The 18,188-nt window shown below is 40.1% G+C and carries 16 protein-coding genes; 2 read left to right on the top strand and 14 right to left on the bottom strand.

Features of this window, described 5'->3' with window-relative positions:
- The first annotated feature begins 372 nt into the window (after positions 1–372).
- Both IGI52_RS03490 and rpsT read left to right on the top strand, forming a co-directional pair.
- Entirely contained in the window at positions 373–2,256 is a 1,884-nt protein-coding gene (locus tag IGI52_RS03490) for a heavy metal translocating P-type ATPase (protein WP_438780501.1), read from the top strand.
- A gap of 212 nt (positions 2,257–2,468) precedes the next feature.
- The gene (rpsT, locus tag IGI52_RS03485) at positions 2,469–2,723 is read left to right on the top strand and encodes a 30S ribosomal protein S20 (RefSeq protein WP_016180291.1); all 255 of its coding nucleotides are present in this window, start codon (positions 2,469–2,471) and stop codon (positions 2,721–2,723) included.
- A 169-nt stretch (positions 2,724–2,892) separates the two neighbouring features.
- Here the strand turns inward: rpsT and nifJ are convergent, their stop codons facing one another.
- From nifJ to IGI52_RS03415, 14 genes are all read right to left on the bottom strand, one after another.
- The gene (gene nifJ, locus IGI52_RS03480; RefSeq protein ID WP_438780500.1) at positions 2,893–6,426 is read right to left on the bottom strand and encodes a pyruvate:ferredoxin (flavodoxin) oxidoreductase; all 3,534 of its coding nucleotides are present in this window, start codon (positions 6,424–6,426) and stop codon (positions 2,893–2,895) included.
- A gap of 11 nt (positions 6,427–6,437) precedes the next feature.
- Complete coding sequence (gene gltA / locus IGI52_RS03475) at positions 6,438–7,847, bottom strand: NADPH-dependent glutamate synthase (RefSeq protein ID WP_016180293.1); 1,410 nt, start codon at positions 7,845–7,847, stop codon at positions 6,438–6,440.
- The gene (locus IGI52_RS03470; RefSeq protein ID WP_438780499.1) at positions 7,840–8,676 is read right to left on the bottom strand and encodes a sulfide/dihydroorotate dehydrogenase-like FAD/NAD-binding protein; all 837 of its coding nucleotides are present in this window, start codon (positions 8,674–8,676) and stop codon (positions 7,840–7,842) included. The genes gltA and IGI52_RS03470 overlap by 8 nt, the downstream gene beginning before the upstream one ends.
- Positions 8,677–8,706: 30 nt before the next feature.
- Positions 8,707–9,156 (bottom strand): flavodoxin, encoded by a 450-nt coding sequence (locus IGI52_RS03465; RefSeq protein ID WP_016180295.1) that lies wholly within the window; start codon positions 9,154–9,156, stop codon positions 8,707–8,709.
- Between the two features lie 376 nt (positions 9,157–9,532).
- Entirely contained in the window at positions 9,533–10,561 is a 1,029-nt protein-coding gene (holA, locus tag IGI52_RS03460) for a DNA polymerase III subunit delta (protein WP_438780498.1), read from the bottom strand.
- Between the two features lie 82 nt (positions 10,562–10,643).
- Positions 10,644–12,629 carry a DNA internalization-related competence protein ComEC/Rec2 gene (locus tag IGI52_RS03455; RefSeq protein WP_438780497.1) on the bottom strand — a complete coding sequence of 662 codons (1,986 nt, stop codon included), beginning with the start codon at positions 12,627–12,629 and terminating at the stop codon, positions 10,644–10,646.
- 239 nt (positions 12,630–12,868) lie between these two features.
- Positions 12,869–13,360 (bottom strand): ComE operon protein 2, encoded by a 492-nt coding sequence (locus tag IGI52_RS03450; RefSeq protein WP_016180299.1) that lies wholly within the window; start codon positions 13,358–13,360, stop codon positions 12,869–12,871.
- A gap of 27 nt (positions 13,361–13,387) precedes the next feature.
- Positions 13,388–13,993 (bottom strand): helix-hairpin-helix domain-containing protein, encoded by a 606-nt coding sequence (locus tag IGI52_RS03445; RefSeq protein WP_438780496.1) that lies wholly within the window; start codon positions 13,991–13,993, stop codon positions 13,388–13,390.
- A gap of 108 nt (positions 13,994–14,101) precedes the next feature.
- Positions 14,102–15,154, bottom strand: coding sequence for a SepM family pheromone-processing serine protease (locus IGI52_RS03440; protein WP_102871206.1), 1,053 nt, complete (start codon positions 15,152–15,154; stop codon positions 14,102–14,104).
- Positions 15,135–15,629: a pantetheine-phosphate adenylyltransferase gene (gene coaD / locus IGI52_RS03435; protein WP_016180302.1), complete on the bottom strand. Its 495-nt coding sequence runs from the start codon at positions 15,627–15,629 to the stop codon at positions 15,135–15,137. Before coaD ends, IGI52_RS03440 begins: the two co-directional genes overlap by 20 nt.
- A 1-nt stretch (position 15,630) precedes the next feature.
- Positions 15,631–16,185: a 16S rRNA (guanine(966)-N(2))-methyltransferase RsmD gene (gene rsmD, locus IGI52_RS03430; RefSeq protein WP_227150894.1), complete on the bottom strand. Its 555-nt coding sequence runs from the start codon at positions 16,183–16,185 to the stop codon at positions 15,631–15,633.
- Between the two features lie 123 nt (positions 16,186–16,308).
- A complete protein-coding gene (locus IGI52_RS03425) occupies positions 16,309–16,656 on the bottom strand; it encodes a YlbG family protein (protein ID WP_164872461.1) in 348 nt (115 codons plus the stop codon).
- Entirely contained in the window at positions 16,643–17,068 is a 426-nt protein-coding gene (locus IGI52_RS03420; protein WP_438780495.1) for a YlbF family regulator, read from the bottom strand. The genes IGI52_RS03425 and IGI52_RS03420 overlap by 14 nt, the downstream gene beginning before the upstream one ends.
- 1 nt (position 17,069) lies before the next feature.
- Positions 17,070–18,176 carry a CAP-associated domain-containing protein gene (locus IGI52_RS03415; protein WP_438780494.1) on the bottom strand — a complete coding sequence of 369 codons (1,107 nt, stop codon included), beginning with the start codon at positions 18,174–18,176 and terminating at the stop codon, positions 17,070–17,072.
- Positions 18,177–18,188 lie beyond the last annotated feature (12 nt).

Genomic DNA, 18,188 nt, shown 5'->3' with positions numbered 1-18,188 from the left:
TATCTAAAATGAATACAAAAAAAGTTCCAGGCTTGAAACATTGAGCTTGGAACTTTTTTTGATTTATTAATTAAACATCGTATTTAATGTGAAATCATTTGCCTATTTCTATTTGCATAGTGATTTCTCAACAAGGTTAATAATACTAATTATAAATTGGAAACAAAAAGAAAATTTTCTTCACATCGTTGATATGATAGCTTTCACTAGCTTAATTACTAATGATAGTCATTCTCAAATCTAATTGATAATTACTTTCGTTCTCAATTAGCGGATTTTATTATCATTTATCTAAGCTGCTGTGTTACTATAATGGTGAGGATAGCTAGTGAATTAATTTCACAGCTTACAAATACGAAAGGAGGAAAAGTGATGAGTAAAAAAGAACGAAATGCTTTTCTCTCTACCCTTTTCTGTTTAGTTTTTTTAATTATTGGAAAAATGCTAATTGCGCTTTCCCAATCAATCTATCCGCTCTTTTTTGTCTTGGCGATCATTAGCGGTGGTTGGAAACAGACCTATGAAGGACTCAGTGAATTAATTCATGAACGTACGTTGAATGTCGATTTATTAATGGCGTTAGCAGCAATCGGTGCCTGTTTAATTGGAAACTGGTTTGAAGGAGCGATGCTGACCTTTATCTTCTGTTTAAGCGGTGCTTTGGAGGAATACGCTACTAACAAAAGTACTAAGGAAATCACAGCTTTGATGAATGTAGCTCCAAATGAGGCGATAAAAATCGTCGATGAAAAACACATTACGATTCCTGTCGAAGAATTAGCCATTGGTGATTTTGTTTTCGTACCAAAGGGCCAAGCAATCCCGATAGACGGTCGCATGCTATCTTCTTCTTCAATTGACGAGTCAGCAATTTCGGGAGAATCTGTTCCCGTAGAAAAATCCGTAAATGATGATGCCTTCAGCGGAACGATTAATCTAGGTCAGGCTTTTACATTAGAAGTGACCAAAACCAGCGATGATACCTTGTTTGCCCAGATTCTGAAATTAGTTGAAAACGCTCAAAATGAACAAAGTGCTACTGCAACGTTCATTGAAAAAATTGAGAACGTTTATGTGAAGATCGTTCTGATCGCAGTTCCTTTAATGATTCTATTGACTCACTTTGCGCTTGGTTGGAGTTTTACAGAAAGCTTCTATCGCGGAATGGTGCTGTTAGTGGTTGCTTCACCTTGTGCTTTGGTAGCCTCTGCTACTCCGGCGACACTTGCAGCGATCTCCAATGGTGCAAAAAAAGGCATCCTGTTCAAATCCGGAAAAACCCTTGAAAAATTAGCTGAATTGCGAGCAATCTCCTTTGATAAGACGGGAACATTGACCCAAGGAAAACCAAGAGTAACAGATTACAAAACATTTTCTGATGAACCTGTCATCCCACAATTATTTTACTCGATGGAACGACAATCTACTCATCCATTAGCCGTTGCAATTACCAATTTCTTTAAGGATGAAAAAACGCTGGAACTACAGGTGGAAGAAAAGGCCGGTTTCGGGTTACAAACTACCTATCGCGGCGAGACCTGGCAATTAGGAAAACCAATGAAGAATCAGCAGCATCCCCTCGTTGAACAATGGCACAACGAAGGTAAAACAGTCGTTGTTCTTAGTAAAAATGAAGAAATCGTTGCGCTTCTGGCCTTGATGGATTTGCCTAAACCATTTACCTCTGAAGTAATCTCCTACTTTCAGGAACAAGCAGTCGAAACAGTAATGCTTACTGGTGATAATCTTGGAGCAGCAAAATATGTAGCTCAACAGTTAGGCTTAAATGATTGTCACGGCGGCTGTCTCCCTGCTGATAAAACCCAGCTTGTAAAGCAGCAGCAGAAAGAATATACCATCAATGCGATGGTTGGCGATGGGATTAATGATGCCCCTGCTCTCGCCACTGCTAGTATAGGAATTGCCATGGGAGAAGGAACAGATGTGGCAATGGAAGTTTCTGACATGGTTTTAATGAAAAATGATTTGACTAAACTGATGTACAGTCATCGTTTAGCGAAGAAAATGAGACGAATCGTTCGGCAGAATATTATCTTCTCTTTATGTGTAATCGTCTTGTTAATTGCTAGTAATTTTCTTCAATTTCTCACCCTTCCTTTAGGAGTCGTGGGACATGAAGGAAGCACCATTTTAGTGATTCTAAATGGACTACGAATGCTGATGCCATTAAAGGAACCTGTCAGCTTGGATGAAACAAGATGCAGCTCTTGCCCGCTTTATAAGGCTGAACATTAGAAAGAAGCAGAATCGGAATCGATTCTGCTTCTTTTGAGCCTTGCACTTTGTAAATCATGACCAGAAACTAGCATAAAACAATTTCCTTTATTTTCTGTTAAGGAAAAAAACTTGTCACGATTTTATTGCATTAAAAAGCGGCTTTATGTATAATGAGTAATGTTGAATTGTACGGTATTAACCGTATAAGACTGAATTCGGAGGTGAAATCCATGCCAAACATTGAATCTGCAATCAAACGTGTCCGCACTAGCGAAGCTGCTAACGCTAAAAACTCATCACAAATGAGCGCAATGCGTACTACTGTTAAGAAATTCGAAGAAGCTGTTGCTGCTGGCGCTGAAAATATGAACGACCTTTACAAAGAAGCTGCTAAAGCAATCGATATGGCTGAATCAAAAGGTTTGATCCACAAAAACAAAGCAAACCGTGATAAAGCACGTCTTGCTAAAAAATTAGCTAAATAATAAAAACCGATCGTTTGATCGGTTTTTTTATTTGTTCTTATAAAGATGAGGTTGTGACAGAAGTGGTCAGCTTCAAGAAATTTCGGCTTATTTCCGAAGAAGCTACTTCTGGAACACCGTTTATTCGGAAAAAGGAGCTATGACAAGTCTTTTGTCACAGCTCCATGCTTTATTTATTCGTTAGTTCTTCATAACTTTTCACGCGTTCTTCCATATCTTCAACTGTTTGATTCAACATCTCTGCTACTAACGTTTCATCTTTCTTTATGTTATGCAAAGCAGAGAAGCGAGTCTGACCTTCTAAGAAGTCATTCATCTTGCTGAAGTCCGTTTTCTTGAAGTCGATGCGCATTGGATCTTTCCCTTTTTGTGCACGAATAGGGTCGTAGCGATAAAGCGGCCAATAGCCTGATTCCACGGCTTTTTTAGATTCTTCGATTGATTTACTCATACCACCGCGGATACCGTGATTGATACAAGGTGTGTATCCGATAACTAATGAAGGTCCGGGATAAGCCTCCGCCTCTTGAATTGCTTTTAAAGCCTGTGTTGGATTGGCCTCGATCGCGATTTGCGCGACATAAACATCGCGATAAGTCATTGCAATCATCCCAAGATCCTTTTTCTTTGTCTTCTTACCGCCGGCAGCGAATTTTGCAATAGCTGCTGATGGTGTTGCTTTCGACATTTGACCACCGGTATTGGCATAAACTTCATTATCCATTACCAAAATGTTCACATCTTCGCCAGAAGCAAGAACATGGTCGATTCCGCTAAAGCCGATATCGTATGCCCAACCGTCTCCGCCAATGATCCATTGACTAGGTTTAGCAAACATTTCTCTGTCAGCTAAAATAGACTGCAACTCAGGATCTGTTTCTTCACTTAATACTGCGCTCAATTTAGCAGCACGTTGCTGACTGCCTTCGCCTTCTAACATATGATCCAGCCAGTCCTGCAGCTGTGCTTTTGTATCTTCAGAACCAAGACCTTTTGCTAAGGCTGAGGTAATTTTATTTGCTACTCGATTTCGTTTAGTTTCATTCGCCATATGCATTCCTAAGCCATATTCAGCATTGTCTTCAAATAGCGAGTTACTCCAAGCCGGACCACGGCCGTCTTGATTAACTGTATATGGTGTCGCTGGTGCTGAACCGCCCCAGATAGAAGAACAGCCAGTCGTATTTGCGACCATCATCCGATCTCCGAACAACTGAGTCAATAGCTTCACATATGGTGTTTCACCACAGCCTGCGCACGCTCCAGAAAACTCAAGCAACGGCTGTTCGAATTGAGAACCCTTAACTGAGAATTTCTTCGCTGGATTCTCTTTTTGACGCAGAGTCATTGCGAATGCCCAATTCATCGCTTGTTCTTTTTGTTCCTCATATGATCTCATCACTAAAGCCTTTTCTTTAGCAGGACAAATTTCTACGCAAAGGCCGCAACCAGTACAGTCCTCCAAAGAAACTTGGATACGGTATTTTAAGCCGTCTTTTCCGCGCATATCACGGGTAATGAAGCCTTCAGGAGCTGCTGCCATTTCCTCATCATCAGCAAGAAATGGCCGAATTGCCGCATGCGGACAGATAAAGGCGCATTCATTACACATTGTACATGCTTCAGGAATCCATTCAGGAACTTCCAAAGCAATTCCGCGTTTTTCATAAGCCGCTGTACCAGATGGCATTACACCACCTAGCATGCCGTTTTCGATCAGGTTATTGACAGAAAGCTGATTTCCTTCCTGACGATTGACTGGTTCAAGAATATTGCGAATGTAGGCAGGTTTGGTTTGATCACCGCCGCTAAATAGCGCCTTGCCTTCAACTTCAGCCCATTCATCTGGAATCTCGATCTTCTTCAATTCAGCGACAGTCGCATCAATCGCCTGCCAATTTCGTTCAACGATCGTCCTAGATTTCTTCCCATAGGCTGCATCTACTTCTGCCTTAAGCAGTGGCAAATAGGTCTCGTGATCCATGATATCCGTCAGCTCAAAGAAAGCTGTTGACATCACTTGATTGATCCGTCCGCCTAAGCCCGTTTTTTGAGCGATGTCCATCGCATTGATAATATAGAAATTAATATTGTGGTCAGCTAAATAGCGTTTGAGACGGTTTGGCAATAATTGCTTGACCTTCTCTTCATCCCAAACAGTGTTCAGTAAGAAAGTACCGCCATCTTTTAAGCCCTTTAATAAATCATATTGATGGATATAAGCGCTATTGTGACAACCGACAAAGTCAGCCGCTTCTACATTGTAAGTAGAAAGAATTGGTTCTTTCCCGAAACGTAAATGAGAATTCGTCAATCCGCCTGACTTCTTCGAATCGTAAGAGAAATAGGCTTGTGCATAATAATCGGTATTGTTCCCGATAATCTTGATCGCTTGCTTATTCGCTCCAACAGTACCATCTGATCCAAGTCCCCAGAATTTCGCTTGGAAGGTGGATTTTGGTGTCAAATCTAGCACTTCGCTCATTGGCAAGGATAGATTTGTCACATCATCAATGATTCCGATCGTAAACCGTTGTTTCAGCTCAGCAGCTGGGAATAACAAATGATTGAAAACAGCGACGATTTGATCGGGTGTCACATCTTTAGAAGCAATTCCGTAACGACCGCCGATAACGATTGGTCGATTGGTATGACGATAAAGAACACTTTGTACATCCAGCAATAAAGGTTCGCCGTCTGAACCAGGTTCCTTCGTCCGATCTAGAACCGCTACTTTTTCAACCGTATCTGGTAATTTCTCTAACAAGTTTTCTGCTGGGAATGGACGATATAAATGAATATCCAGGAAACCAACTTTACGACCGTTAGCATTCAAATAATCAACCGTTTGCTGAATCGTTGGTGAAGCCGATCCCATCGCGATGATCACTTCTGTTGCTTCAGGATCACCGTAATAATTCGTCAGATCATAATTCGTACCACGCAGATTGTTGATCTTTTTCATATACTTTTGCACAATCGCAGGCATTTCATCATAATAGCGATTGACCGTTTCTCTTTGTTGGAAATGAATATCGGGATTTTGAGCTGTACCCGAGACATTTGGACGATTAGGGTTCATTCCTAATCTTCTAAAATTAGCTAAAGCTTCCCAGTTCATCATCGCCTTCAAATCATCGTAGTCAATGACTTCGATTTTTTGGAGCTCATGACTTGTTCTAAATCCATCAAAAAAGTTCATGAAGGGCAGTCTGCCTTCGATACTTGCTAAGTGTGCCACTGCAGATAGATCCATAACTTCTTGGACACTGCCTTCAGCCAGCATACAAAAGCCCGTTTGACGAGCCGCCATTACATCACTGTGATCACCGAAGATACTTAATGCATTGGTAGATACTGCCCGCGCCGCTACATGGAAAACGGTCGGTAATAACTCACCAGCGATTTTAAACATGTTTGGAATCATCAACAGCAAACCTTGCGAAGCTGTATAAGTCGTGGTTAGAACTCCTGTTTTCAAGGAACCATGGACCGTTCCAGCAGCACCGGCTTCTGATTGCATTTCTACTACTTTAACTGTCTCATTGAAAATATTCTTGCGACCCTGTTCTGCCCACTCATCAACGACTTCCGCCATCGTTGAACTAGGAGTGATTGGATAGATTCCTGCAACTTCAGTAAATGCGTAGGATATATGCGCCGCTGCTGTATTTCCATCCATTGTTTTCATAGTTTTCATCATTTGCACCTCGCTTAAACCAATTGCTCCTGCTTTGTCTTTTGAATGTATTGATCAATCTCATTTGCTGCGATTTTTCCAGCACCCATTGCTAAGATAACAGTGGCTGCTCCTGTCACAATATCTCCTCCAGCGAAAACACCTGGGATCGAGGTTGCACAGGTTTCTTCATCAGCATCGATGTATCCCCATTTATTCAGTGAAAGCTCAGGGAACGTATCTAATAAAACCTTATTCGCCCCTTGTCCGATTGCTTCGATAGCAGTATCTGCTTCAATAATGAATTCACTGCCTGGAATAACGATCGGTCGCCGACGGCCAGATTCATCTGGTTCGCCTAACTCCATTTGAACACATTTGACGGCTTGTAATCGTCCATTGCCATCATCTATGTATTCGATTGGATTGCTTAACCAATGGTATTCAATTCCTTCTTCGACTGAATGGTGATACTCTTCCTCACGAGCTGGTAATTCTTCTAACGAGCGTCGATAAACAATGGATACTTTATCTGCACCTAAACGTTTTGCTGACCGTGCTGCATCCATCGCAACATTTCCGCCACCGATAACAACGACATTTTTTGATTTTTGAACAGGGGTATCGTATTCAGGAAATTGATAGCCATGCATCAAATTTACTCGAGTTAAGTATTCACTAGATGAGTAGACTCCGTTTAACGAGGTCCCTTTGATGCCTTGGAATCTTGGAGCGCCGGCTCCAACAGATAGATAACAGGCATCGAACTCATCAATGATCTCGTCCATAGTAATCGTTTTTCCTACGACGACGTTTGTTTCAATTTTTACCCCTTGTGCGACAATTCGCTCGATTTCCTGCTTAACGATTCGTTTTGGCAGCCGGAATTCTGGAATTCCGTATGTCAAAACTCCACCTGGAGCATGTAGCGCTTCATAGACAGTTACATCGTAGCCTAATTTCGCTAAATCACCAGCAGTAGTAAGTCCGGAAGGTCCTGAGCCAATCACTGCCACACGGCCCTTATCACTATTGATTTCTTTGTATTCTAATGGTTGCTCCAAGGCCCAATCGGCAACTAAACGTTCTAGCTTCCCGATGGCTACGGGCTCAAACTTCTTCGAGCGCCCTAATCGACAAACCATTTCACATTGTTTTTCCTGTGGGCAAACGCGCCCGCAGATCGCAGGTAAATTCGTATACCGACCTAGAATTTCGTAAGCCAGCGGCATATTTCCTTCTTCGATTGCTTTGATAAAACCAGGAATATCGATCATTACAGGACATCCCGTAATACAGGGAGCATTTTTACATTGCAAACAACGACTCGCCTCAAGTTGTCCTTCTTCCAAGGTATAGCCTAATGCCACTTCATCAAAGTTTTGATTGCGAATCTCAGGGGCTTGCTCCTTCATTGGCGTTTTTGTATAACTGCGTTTAGCCATTTGAACTCACCTGCTTTTCATATCTTTCGTTAGCCAGTAATTCTTCTGGACGATATTGCTGCATTCGATTGACAAACTCATCCCAATCAACTTCTTCGCCTAAAAATTCCGGCCCGTCAACACAAGCGAATTTAATCGAATTATCAACGGTTACACGACAACCGCCGCACATACCCGTTCCATCAATCATAATTGGATTTAATGAAACATAGATCGGCACCTCGTATTTTTTTGCCGTAAGTGTACAAAACTTCATCATAATACTTGGTCCAATCGCCCAGGCCATCGAAATTTTTTCACGTTTGAAAACTTCTTCCATGGCATCCGTAACTAGCCCTTTTTGTCCAACTGAACCATCATCCGTCATCAGAATCAACTCGTCGGAATACTTTCCGCAATCTTCTTGAAGAATCAATAAATCCTTGTTTTTCGCTCCAAGAACTGTAATTACCCGATTGCCGGCTTCCTTTAGCCCTTTTACGATCGGGAATAATGCTGCTATCCCAACACCGCCTCCTACCAAGAGAACGGTACCATAATTCTCAATATCTGTCGCTTTTCCTAAGGGCCCTACAATATCCGTTAAAGCTTCACCAGCCATAACATTCGCGAGCTGGGCTGTCGATTTGCCGATCACTTGAAAGATTAAGCGTACCCAACCCGCTTCTTTGTCCGTATCAACGACAGTCAGCGGAATACGCTCACCATTTTCGTCGATTCGCAAGATCACAAACTGCCCTGGTTGCGCTTTACTGGCAATTCGTGGTGCATCAACTAAAATTTCAAACTCAGTTGGTGCCAGTTCCTTGCGTTCTAATACTTTAAACAAATCCTCACTCCGTTCTTTCAATGTGATTCCTTATTCCGCTGCTTCAATCAGCGTTTTTACGAAAGCCTTCAATACTTCTTCATCATCATCGTCTGCTTCATTTTCGATTTTCACAGTTTCTGCTGCTTTTTTCGCCCCAGTTTTAGCAAAGGCTTCATCGAATGCAATCGCTGCATGACAGAAATAATCTGGATATAATTCGCTGTCTCCGCTTCCTACAACACCATAAACTTTTCCTGATAGATCTTCCTCTTGCAGTTCTTCGTGGAAGTCTTCCAAATCAAACGGGATCTCGCCATCTCCATCAGTATAGGTAGCTAGGACACAGATATCCGCATCTTCATAAAAATCTGCTTCCGCATCATCAGCGTCAACGCGTTCAACGTCAATACCGTTCGCTTCGAAAGCATCCTCCAGAATTTCAGAGATTCCTTCTGTGTTTCCTGTGTTAGTTGCATAAACGATCTTTGCTAGTGTCATTTTGTTCATCCTTCCTTCTTATCTGATTTTGGATAAATAAAGCCAATAAGATTTGGCTATTATTCCTTAAATAATGAAAGCCCTTTTTTGCATTTTGGAAAGAAACCTCAAAATAAATATTAGAAGTTTGCCACTTTAATCATAACTCAAAACCGTGAATTAATGAACATCTCATTGGGATTTTTATTCGTTATTTTTTTAATAAAACCTGTTTTTCGCTGGTTTTTTGAGTTCTCAAGACTCTAATTGAGAAAGCTTTTCATTTAGCGGTATATTTTTATTATCGACTGCTAAAAATACGAAAAAACCAGCCTGTCAAAATTGACCTACTGGTTTAATAAATTGGATAATTATAGAATCCAATTGAGAAAAAATTCTAATTTTTAATACGCTCTGTTGATTTTAAAATAAACAACTGAAAACTCAATTCTTTCTCAGCTTGTCCCGTTTTTACCTCGTAATCATTTTCCACCAATTCATCGTACATAGACACGAGTAAATCCAAAGGAAATTTGGCTACCTGCTGCATCGCCAGCTTCACACGATAAGGATGTACCCCTAAGGTCTCAGCGATATTGGACTGCTGATAACCGATTTTTTGCAAAATTTTTGTTTGTAAGAGCAATCGGATCTGACCAATCAAGATGGCGGTCAATTTGATAGTCTCCTCCCCCTGAAGATGGAGCTCTTCGTAGGTTTGATAGGCTTTTGCTGTATCCCCTTTTAAAATCTGTTCAGTCAGTTCAAAAATATTGTGTTCCAACGTTTTAGGTACCAAATCTTGGACCAATTGAAGGGTGATTGTTCCGCCTTCGCCTGCAAGCAATAGCAGCTTTTCAATTTCGTTCATTGCCTTTGAAAGATCAAAATCAGTTAAGCGCAAGAATAAATCAAAGGCTTCTTTTGAAATCTTTACTTGTTCATTACTAATGTAACGCTGTAAAAAATTGCGCAAATCTCTTTCTTGTAATGGTGCTGCATCAATCACCGTGGTCTTTTTCAAGGCCTTCGTGATTTTTTTGCGGGCATCCAGCTTGGGGTAGGTTGCCCAAAAAACAACGATCGAAGTATCCAGTGGTTGTTTTAAATAATCTACTAAACTATCAGTATCTTGCTCGGGAACATTGCTTTTCTTCTCACCAGTTAAAAAATAAGGCTTTTCAACAAAAATCAACCGATAATCACCGAAAAACGGTAATGTTTCAGCCTCGTCAATCACTGCTCCTAAGCCATTTTCTTCCATATCAAAAGACATGAAGTTCAATTCCTCTAAATCATCCTTCTTCATTCGATCTAAAAACGCCTGACGAATTTCCTGAATCAAATAATCTTCCGTACCGGTTACAAGATAGACCGGTTTCAATGGCGCATTTCTGATTTGCTGAAGGGCTTCTTGTGTATTCATGTCATTACTCCTAATTCAAACTGTTGTTCTTCATATGATCTTTATCGATAAACGAAAGACCTGACTATTTATGCTACCACGATTATTCCAGAAAATCTATTAGGAGTTTGATTTCTCCCCATTTTGTAATAGCGGACCAGTAATAATAAATCATCCCTTGTTGATCTGTTCGAAAAACGCGAATTTTCTGCTTGTTTAATTTTGTTAAGGTCTCTTGAGTCGGATGACCGTAACGGTTCTTTTTACCAGCAGAAATGATCGCGTATTTCGGCCGGACTTTTTCTAACAACTCTTTTCCAGTTGACGTATTGCTGCCATGATGACCAACCTTTAGAAAGTCTGTTTTCAGCTGCGGATAATGTCGAATCAGCGTTTCTTCTCCTGTGGTTTCTAAATCGCCAGTCAATAAGAAATGTTGATGATTTATTGTAAAATAAGTGACCAGTGAATCATCGTTTTCACCTGTGCTCTTTTCAGGTGAAAGTATCTGTACCTTAAGCTTATTACCGACTGTATCTCCCTTTTTCACTAAATGGATCTTAGTGCCCTTGATTGATTGAATAAGCTTCTTTAGCTCTATCTGAGACCCTTTTGCTAGATAGAGATTTTTTACCTTAACGTTATCTATCACGTTCACCAATTCTCCCATATGATCGGCATCATTATGAGTAATTAATAAATGATCAATTTTTGTACAACCTAAAGATTTCAAAAACGGCAGCAGATTGTAATCCGAAAGGTGCTTTTGTTGACGCCTCTGCCACTTCTTTTGTCTGAAGGTTAAGCGACCACCTGTATCAATCAAAAAGGTCTCCTGCTTGAAGGGCAGCTTGATAAAGATACTATCTCCCTGACCCACATCCACAAAAGCGACCATACCCTTTGCTGAAAAAGAGACAGAAGCTATTAGCAAGAAGGCAATCCCCAATAACCAATATGTTTTTCGCTGATATTTCAAACGATCAATTAATAAAAGAACAATCAGAATGAGAAATAAGAGGATCGTAAACGTTGGACGACCTATCGTTAGATTTGGAAAAGCTGCTAACGCTAATACTTTTTCAAGTAATCGAAAGAACTGCTCTAGTAAAAAACTTAAAAATTGCGGGATTGGCAAAAAGCAGCCCAAAAAGAGAACGATACACCCTGGTAAGATCAACCATTCGAAAAGAGGAAACAGTAGGATCGTAAATAACCCGCCGATAATTGTCCATTCACTAAAGCTATAGATCATAATCGGCAAGGCAAAAGCAGAAAATAAAACTAGCTGTTGCCATTTTTTTAGTCGCAAATCATTAAGATAGGACAGTATCAACGCAAAATATAAGCTTAGCTGTGCACCAACTGACCAAAATACTAATGGAAAACAAAGGATTAGTAAAAATAGCATAATACTCCACTGATCAAGTTTTGAAAGCTGGATTTCGAGGGTCAAACAAGCAAAAGCAATGAGAAAACTCACAACTGCCCGAATTGTACTAAAACCGCTACCAGTCAAAATGATCAATAGAAGTCCAACTGCACTCAACAAAAGAAGCCGCGTCTCTCTGACCAGCCCAGCTCTCTTCAGAAGTAAATGAACCCCGCCTAAGTAAAACTGGATATGCATCCCTGATAGCGTAAACAAATGCAAGAGTCCTGTTGTCTTGTAGGCAGAGGTATAATCAGCAAATTGAGCATCTTTATAGCCAATTATCAGTGCTTTGATATAACTAGCCAATCGCGTAGAATAACGCCGGTCAATCCTCCAAATCAAGCGTTGCCGCACATCACTGATTGAAAATCGCTGTATTTTTACAGGCTTTATTGCCTTTGCTTGCAAAACTTGAGTAAATCCAAGGCTTTGATAGTATTTTTTTGCATCAAATCCATTTAGATTTCTGGCATTGTCAAAATCTTCGGTATCGCCATTTACTATAGCCATATTAGGCAACGCTTTTCCTTGCCAAATCGCCTTCTCTGCTGGAGACTTCAAGGTATTATAAACGAAATATTTTTTCCCTTGTATTTTTCCTGTGAACTTTAGGGAATTCCCATCAACCTTTATCGAATCCGTTTGAATTTTCAAATACCCATTTGTTATCCTCTGAGGCTCATTCTCTATTTTGTTTACATAATAATACGTTCGTAAACTAAGAAAAAAACTGCACAAAAAGACCATCAGCCATAGCCAACAATTTTTCATGCAGATCATTCGAATAATTAAACTACTTAATAGCAACAATAGCAATAAATGAAACTGATAAAACAAACTCGCCACTAAAATAGCGCTCAGAATCGGTAAGATTAAATAATTGCGCAGGGAGTCTATCCTTTTGGTAATGTGGCAGCATCTTCTCCTAATTGCAATTTTGTAAAGTATTTGCTTTCCAAGTGAACCTGATGTGCACTGGCACCAACTTGATTGATTAACTCGATTGCATATGGATCATTGCGATAATCCTTTAAGTAATGAATCTTTTTGATTCCAGCCTGCAATAATGCTTTAGTACAGGCCAGACATGGAAAATGCGTCACATAAACTTCCGCTTGATCTGTTGCGATTCCCAATTTAGCACACTGCAGCAACGCGTTCATTTCCGCATGAATCGTTCGTAAACAATGTCCGTCAACAACATAACATCCTTCATCTATACAGTGGACATCGCCGCTGACTGAACCATTGTACCCTCCGGCAATGATTCGCTTGTCTCGCACAATCGTTGCACCAACCTCCAAACGAGTACACGTGCTTCTTAATGATAGTAAAACGGCCTGCGCCATAAAATATTGGTCCCAAGGAATTCTTTCTGTTGTCAATTTTGTCGTCCTCTCTTTCGATCTTTCTTATATTGTAATCGAGTCCCTTAAATTTTCAAGCGTCTTTTCGCCAATTCCGGATACTTTGGTCAAATCTTCTACCGCATGAAAACTGCCATTTTCCTCGCGGTATTTTATGATGTCCGCAGCACGCTTTTCACCGATTCCTGATAACTGCTGTAATTCAGCTGCGTTAGCTGTGTTGATATTGATTTTTGCTGTTTCTGAGTTTGAGCCTGTCCCACCTCCAGTTGGGCTAACCTCGTTGATTACAGGGACTTCTTCTCCGATTTTTGGCACATAAATAATTTCTTGATCTGCTAATAATTTTGAAAAATTCATTTGGTTTTGATCCGCATCCTCTGTAAATCCACCTGCCAAATCAATCGCATCCATTAAACGCATACCTTGTCTGATGCGATACATGCCAGTTTTTTTGACTGCGCCCTTAACATCAACGTACCACTCCTGACTGCTTGATTCAGTTGTTTTCCCTATGCTGCTTTCCGTTGAAAAGAGTGCTGGATCAACGGTTTCCTCCTCAGGCTCTCTAGCTAAAAAGAAAAAGACAGCAATCATTAAAACCACGGGAACCGCAAACAGATACGGATACTTCTTGAGATAGTCTTTCATAACACCCTCCTTTAAAATAAAATACGCAATTTTTCTAAAAAATGTTTATCAGACAATCTTTTTTAACAAAAAAAGTGCTGGACGCATTGTCCAACACCTTTATAATAGTTATTTCATTTTTTCTAAATAGTCTAACGCATCCTGTACCGTTTTGACCGGTACAATCTTCATATCGGTCTTTAATTCTTTAGCGGCCGCTTTGGCTTCTTCATAATTTGACTTGATGCCAGGCTGCGCTTTTTTCATCTCTTTGGTAATCTCATCATCTGGTGCAAAAAATACCTTATTATTGCTGGCAGCGGCACTGGCAACTTTCTTATCGATGCCACCGATTCTGCCAACTTCTCCCTCTGAATTGATCGTTCCGGTTCCAGCGATCTTCTTCCCATGACGTAAATCTTTATCAACGAGTTGTTCATAGATTTCCAATGTAAACATTAAACCAGCTGAAGGGCCGCCAATGTCTCCGGCATCAACTTTCACTTTCTCCTGTGAATCGATCTCTGTGTGGTCAGTCAATGTAATGCCAATTCCCGGTTTTTTATCGGTGGGAAGCTTAATCAATTTTTCTGTAGCTTCCTTTGTTTCCCCATCATGTGTGTAGGTCACCTTCATTTTCTGACCAACTTTTTGCGATTTTACATATTTCATGAAATCTTCGCTGCTGGTAAAGGTTTTTCCATCGGCCTTAGTGACAGTATCTCCAACACTGATCTTTCCAGAAAAGTTTGAGTTCTTTTCAACACCCAGCACATAAACCCCTTTATACTTCATCTCATAAGGTTTATTTGCTAATTTTAATGCCTGCTCAATGGCAAAGTTTTGAGAGGTTTCCATATTAAATTTTTGAATCTGCATATATTCATCATCGCTGGCTCCGCCAGTCAGTTCATCCGCAGAAATAATTTCATGGAATGGTTCGATCTTTGATTTGATCGCAGTAAAAACGGTGGCTCGACGAATTCCGACAGAAGTTAAACTGAAGGAACCCTTATCTTCATCTTTTTTATCATTAACAGTAATCAATTCTTTCAGGTCGATTGTCTCTCCAGGCTCTTCGATGTAGTAAGGTATCGGTACAATCACACATGCTACTACTACTAAGGCTAAGAAAATAAGGGCTAATCGTTTGACAAGTTTATTATTTTTCACTATTCTCACGCTTCTCTTCCAACGCCTGATAAACTGCCTCAGGCAAATATTCTTTGACATCTCCATTAAATGTCCATACTTCTTTTAAAATTGACGAACTAATATGACTATATTTTGGCTCCGCTAGTAAAAAGACTGTTTCTAGTTCTTGATCAAGATGTCGATTCATCAATGCGATCTCTTTTTCATACTCATAATCTTTTATACTGCGGATTCCTCGCAATAGGAATTTTGCCCCAAGCTTTTCGGCTACAGACACGGTTAATTCGTTCTCTTGAGTGATCACACGCACATTCGGGATGTGTTTGACAGATTCCTTTACGATAGCAAGTTTTTCTTCCGAAGTAAAGTAACTCTTTTTACTTGTATTCACGAAAATGCCGATGATTAACTCATCAAATAATTTCGCACCTCGCTCAATTGTATCCATATGTCCCATTGTCAATGGATCAAAGCTACCGGGAAAAAGCGCGATTCGTTTCATCTTAATCCTCCCAATCATAGATAGTTACAGCAGTAATGCCATAATCATGGCGCTTGCGTTCTTTTAATTGACCAATCGTCTGTGGCAGTATAACATCTTTATCCGTCTCACAAACAACTATCGCCTGATTTGTTAATAGCTCATTATCCAGCAGCATTTCAATTTGCTTCACAATTTCCTGCTTCGCGTAAGGTGGGTCTAAAAGCACCAGATCAAATCTCAAATCACCATCTGCCAATTGCTTAATGGCTTGATTTGCCGGCATTTTCATTAACTGAAAGGACGCATCACGTTTAGTCATTGAGACATTTTCACGAATAATTTCCATGGCACGATAGTTTTTTTCGACTAGAACCGCTTGTTCCATTCCGCGAGAAACTGCCTCTATTCCAAGCGAACCGCTGCCGGAGAACAGGTCTAATGCAGCACCACCTTCAAAGTAAGGACCAATCATATTAAACATTGCCCCCTTCACTTTATCTGTCGTGGGTCGTGTGTTGTTTCCCGTTAATGTTTTTAACTTCCGACCGCCAAATTCACCTGCAACTACACGCATGATCCCATGCCTCTCTTTCCTGCTAAAATATCTCTACTAATTTAATAAAGCCCGATGGAATAATCATATTATCAAAGAAAAAGATGAAAAATGTTTGAAAAAATCAGACATTTTTCACCTTACTTAGACTGTTTCTGCTAATCGAATCTTTGTATTGGCTTCTACTACATCCAACTCATCATCATCTTTCACTTGATAAGCAGCCTTCGTTCCAATCCGATCTGCAAAATTCATTTCGATATCTGGGCGATAAGACCGTTCCACTTGACGCACAAAATGCAGCGTCTGAAGTTTTTCTTCCACTTCCTCGACTGTCTCTTCATTCACATACAATACCACATATTTCATCTTTCTTGAGACAAAATGAACCAAGCCGTATCGCTTTAAAGTTTTTAATTGCTTCAAGGAATAGACCCAAACAATTATTCCTCGTCTTTTTTGCATTATAAATTCAGTATTATCCATGACAATTCCCCTTACAACTATGATTCCCTGTTTCAAAAAAAGGATTTCCAGCATCAACCTTGATCTCCGCTGAAATCGTCTGTGCGATACGTTGACCAACTTCATCTAATAATTGTTGAAGATCCGTTTCTGCTAAACGAAAGGCTGCCACTTTCTCGTTAAGATCAAGGGCGCGTTTACTCAATCGAACGCTTCGCTGCAGTTGGCGGTAGTCATGTGCATACTCACCATAGCTTGCAATTTGTTCGAATTTATCTTTCTCTTTTTGAAAAGCCTTTTTGAGCTTTGCAACTTCTGGACTCGTGTTCATCTCTGTTCTTTTTAGCAGATAGTTTTTATAGCTTTGACTCGCTAGTATTTCCTGAATCAGCAATTGATTCTGATCCTCTAGCTGAAAGAAAGCATCATTAATAATCAACTTATTCACTATCCTTTGTTTTTTCTGGTTCCTGTAACAAGACTAGCACACTTTCTTGATTAATTGCAACGCCAAGATCCGCATCAGGTGTACGAAATACTTCATTCAAATGCTCTCGACTAATCCAATTAAACAGATTGAATAAAGGATCGACCATTGGTGAATAGAACAAGCCGCTTTGGTAGTCGATTTTGTCATGTTTAGCTAAATCCTTAAATTCAGCTGCTGATAATTCAAAAGACAAATTACTTAAATGTGCCCCTTGATCAGTCTGCCACTCTTCTAAACGCTCATTAGACAGCACTCTTTTTGGTGTTGTTAAGAAGCTTTTTAAAAGCTTTTTACTATCCTCCATTGATTGATCAGGTGCCGTTAATTTAGGCAATTTATTTAAATTGCGATACTGATTGATTGCTTCAATCGTCCTCGACTGCTTTTGTGCATTCAACACAGTCCAATCAAGATTACTTTCTTGTATTCGATTTGCTAGAGGATTCCCACTGTTGATCTGATAAGGCATCAAGCGTAATAGATTTTCTAAGTCTAAGAAGACCGCGCCTATCAGTTTTTCATTGTCGCTGTTGAAAAAAAGCATCGCAAACGTGTTATTTTCAAACGCAATCAATGGACGGAAACGCATGTCATTCTCGCTCAATTCGATCGCCACGGGTTCCTCGTCATAGGTCAGAGCAAAATCTGCCGATAAATTGATTTGATCAGATAGCTGACTGCTGGTCATTCCAAACTTAAATGGTTCAATAGCCGCTTTTTTAGCCATCACTTTGATTGTACTAACTTTACCAGCTTCTACATTCACTTCCAGAATACCACGCTCAAGCTCATAATCCCGAGTTTGAAAGAAAAATCCGCTATCTTCTATCTTCGTCGGACGACCAAATTTTTGTTCAAAGGTATCAATGGGCTGAGAAATATATTGAGCATAGCCTTCTGTTTTGATTGTTTGATGCTTCAACGCCTTATGACGTACCACTTGATTTTTTTGCTCAACCGGTACTTGCTTTTGCGTAGGCGGAAAGAGGACTGGCTGTAAATAGTAACCAATCAAAACGATACATAAAATACTAAAAAAACCAATCACTCTTTTCACACAACAACGCTC

The sequence above is a fragment of the Enterococcus sp. DIV0187 genome, from assembly GCF_051713785.1.
In the GTDB taxonomy this organism is placed as follows: Bacteria; Bacillota; Bacilli; order Lactobacillales; family Enterococcaceae; genus Enterococcus_A; species Enterococcus_A avium.
The sequence above is the reverse complement of the archived record's forward strand: the minus strand, read 5'-3'. Positions and strand labels throughout refer to the sequence as shown.

Excerpts from the sequence above, each read along its gene's own strand:
- IGI52_RS03490 (WP_438780501.1), top strand. The coding sequence starts at position 373 with ATGAGTAAAAAAGAACGAAATGCTTTTCTCTCTACCCTTTTCTGTTTA.
- rsmD (WP_227150894.1), bottom strand. The coding sequence starts at position 16,185 with ATGCGTGTAGTTGCAGGTGAATTTGGCGGTCGGAAGTTAAAAACATTA.
- nifJ (WP_438780500.1), bottom strand. The coding sequence starts at position 6,426 with ATGATGAAAACTATGAAAACAATGGATGGAAATACAGCAGCGGCGCAT.
- rpsT (WP_016180291.1), top strand. The coding sequence starts at position 2,469 with ATGCCAAACATTGAATCTGCAATCAAACGTGTCCGCACTAGCGAAGCT.
- IGI52_RS03445 (WP_438780496.1), bottom strand. The coding sequence starts at position 13,993 with ATGAAAGACTATCTCAAGAAGTATCCGTATCTGTTTGCGGTTCCCGTG.
- gltA (WP_016180293.1), bottom strand. The coding sequence starts at position 7,847 with ATGGCTAAACGCAGTTATACAAAAACGCCAATGAAGGAGCAAGCCCCT.
- coaD (WP_016180302.1), bottom strand. The coding sequence starts at position 15,629 with ATGAAACGAATCGCGCTTTTTCCCGGTAGCTTTGATCCATTGACAATG.
- IGI52_RS03465 (WP_016180295.1), bottom strand. The coding sequence starts at position 9,156 with ATGACACTAGCAAAGATCGTTTATGCAACTAACACAGGAAACACAGAA.
- holA (WP_438780498.1), bottom strand. The coding sequence starts at position 10,561 with ATGAATACACAAGAAGCCCTTCAGCAAATCAGAAATGCGCCATTGAAA.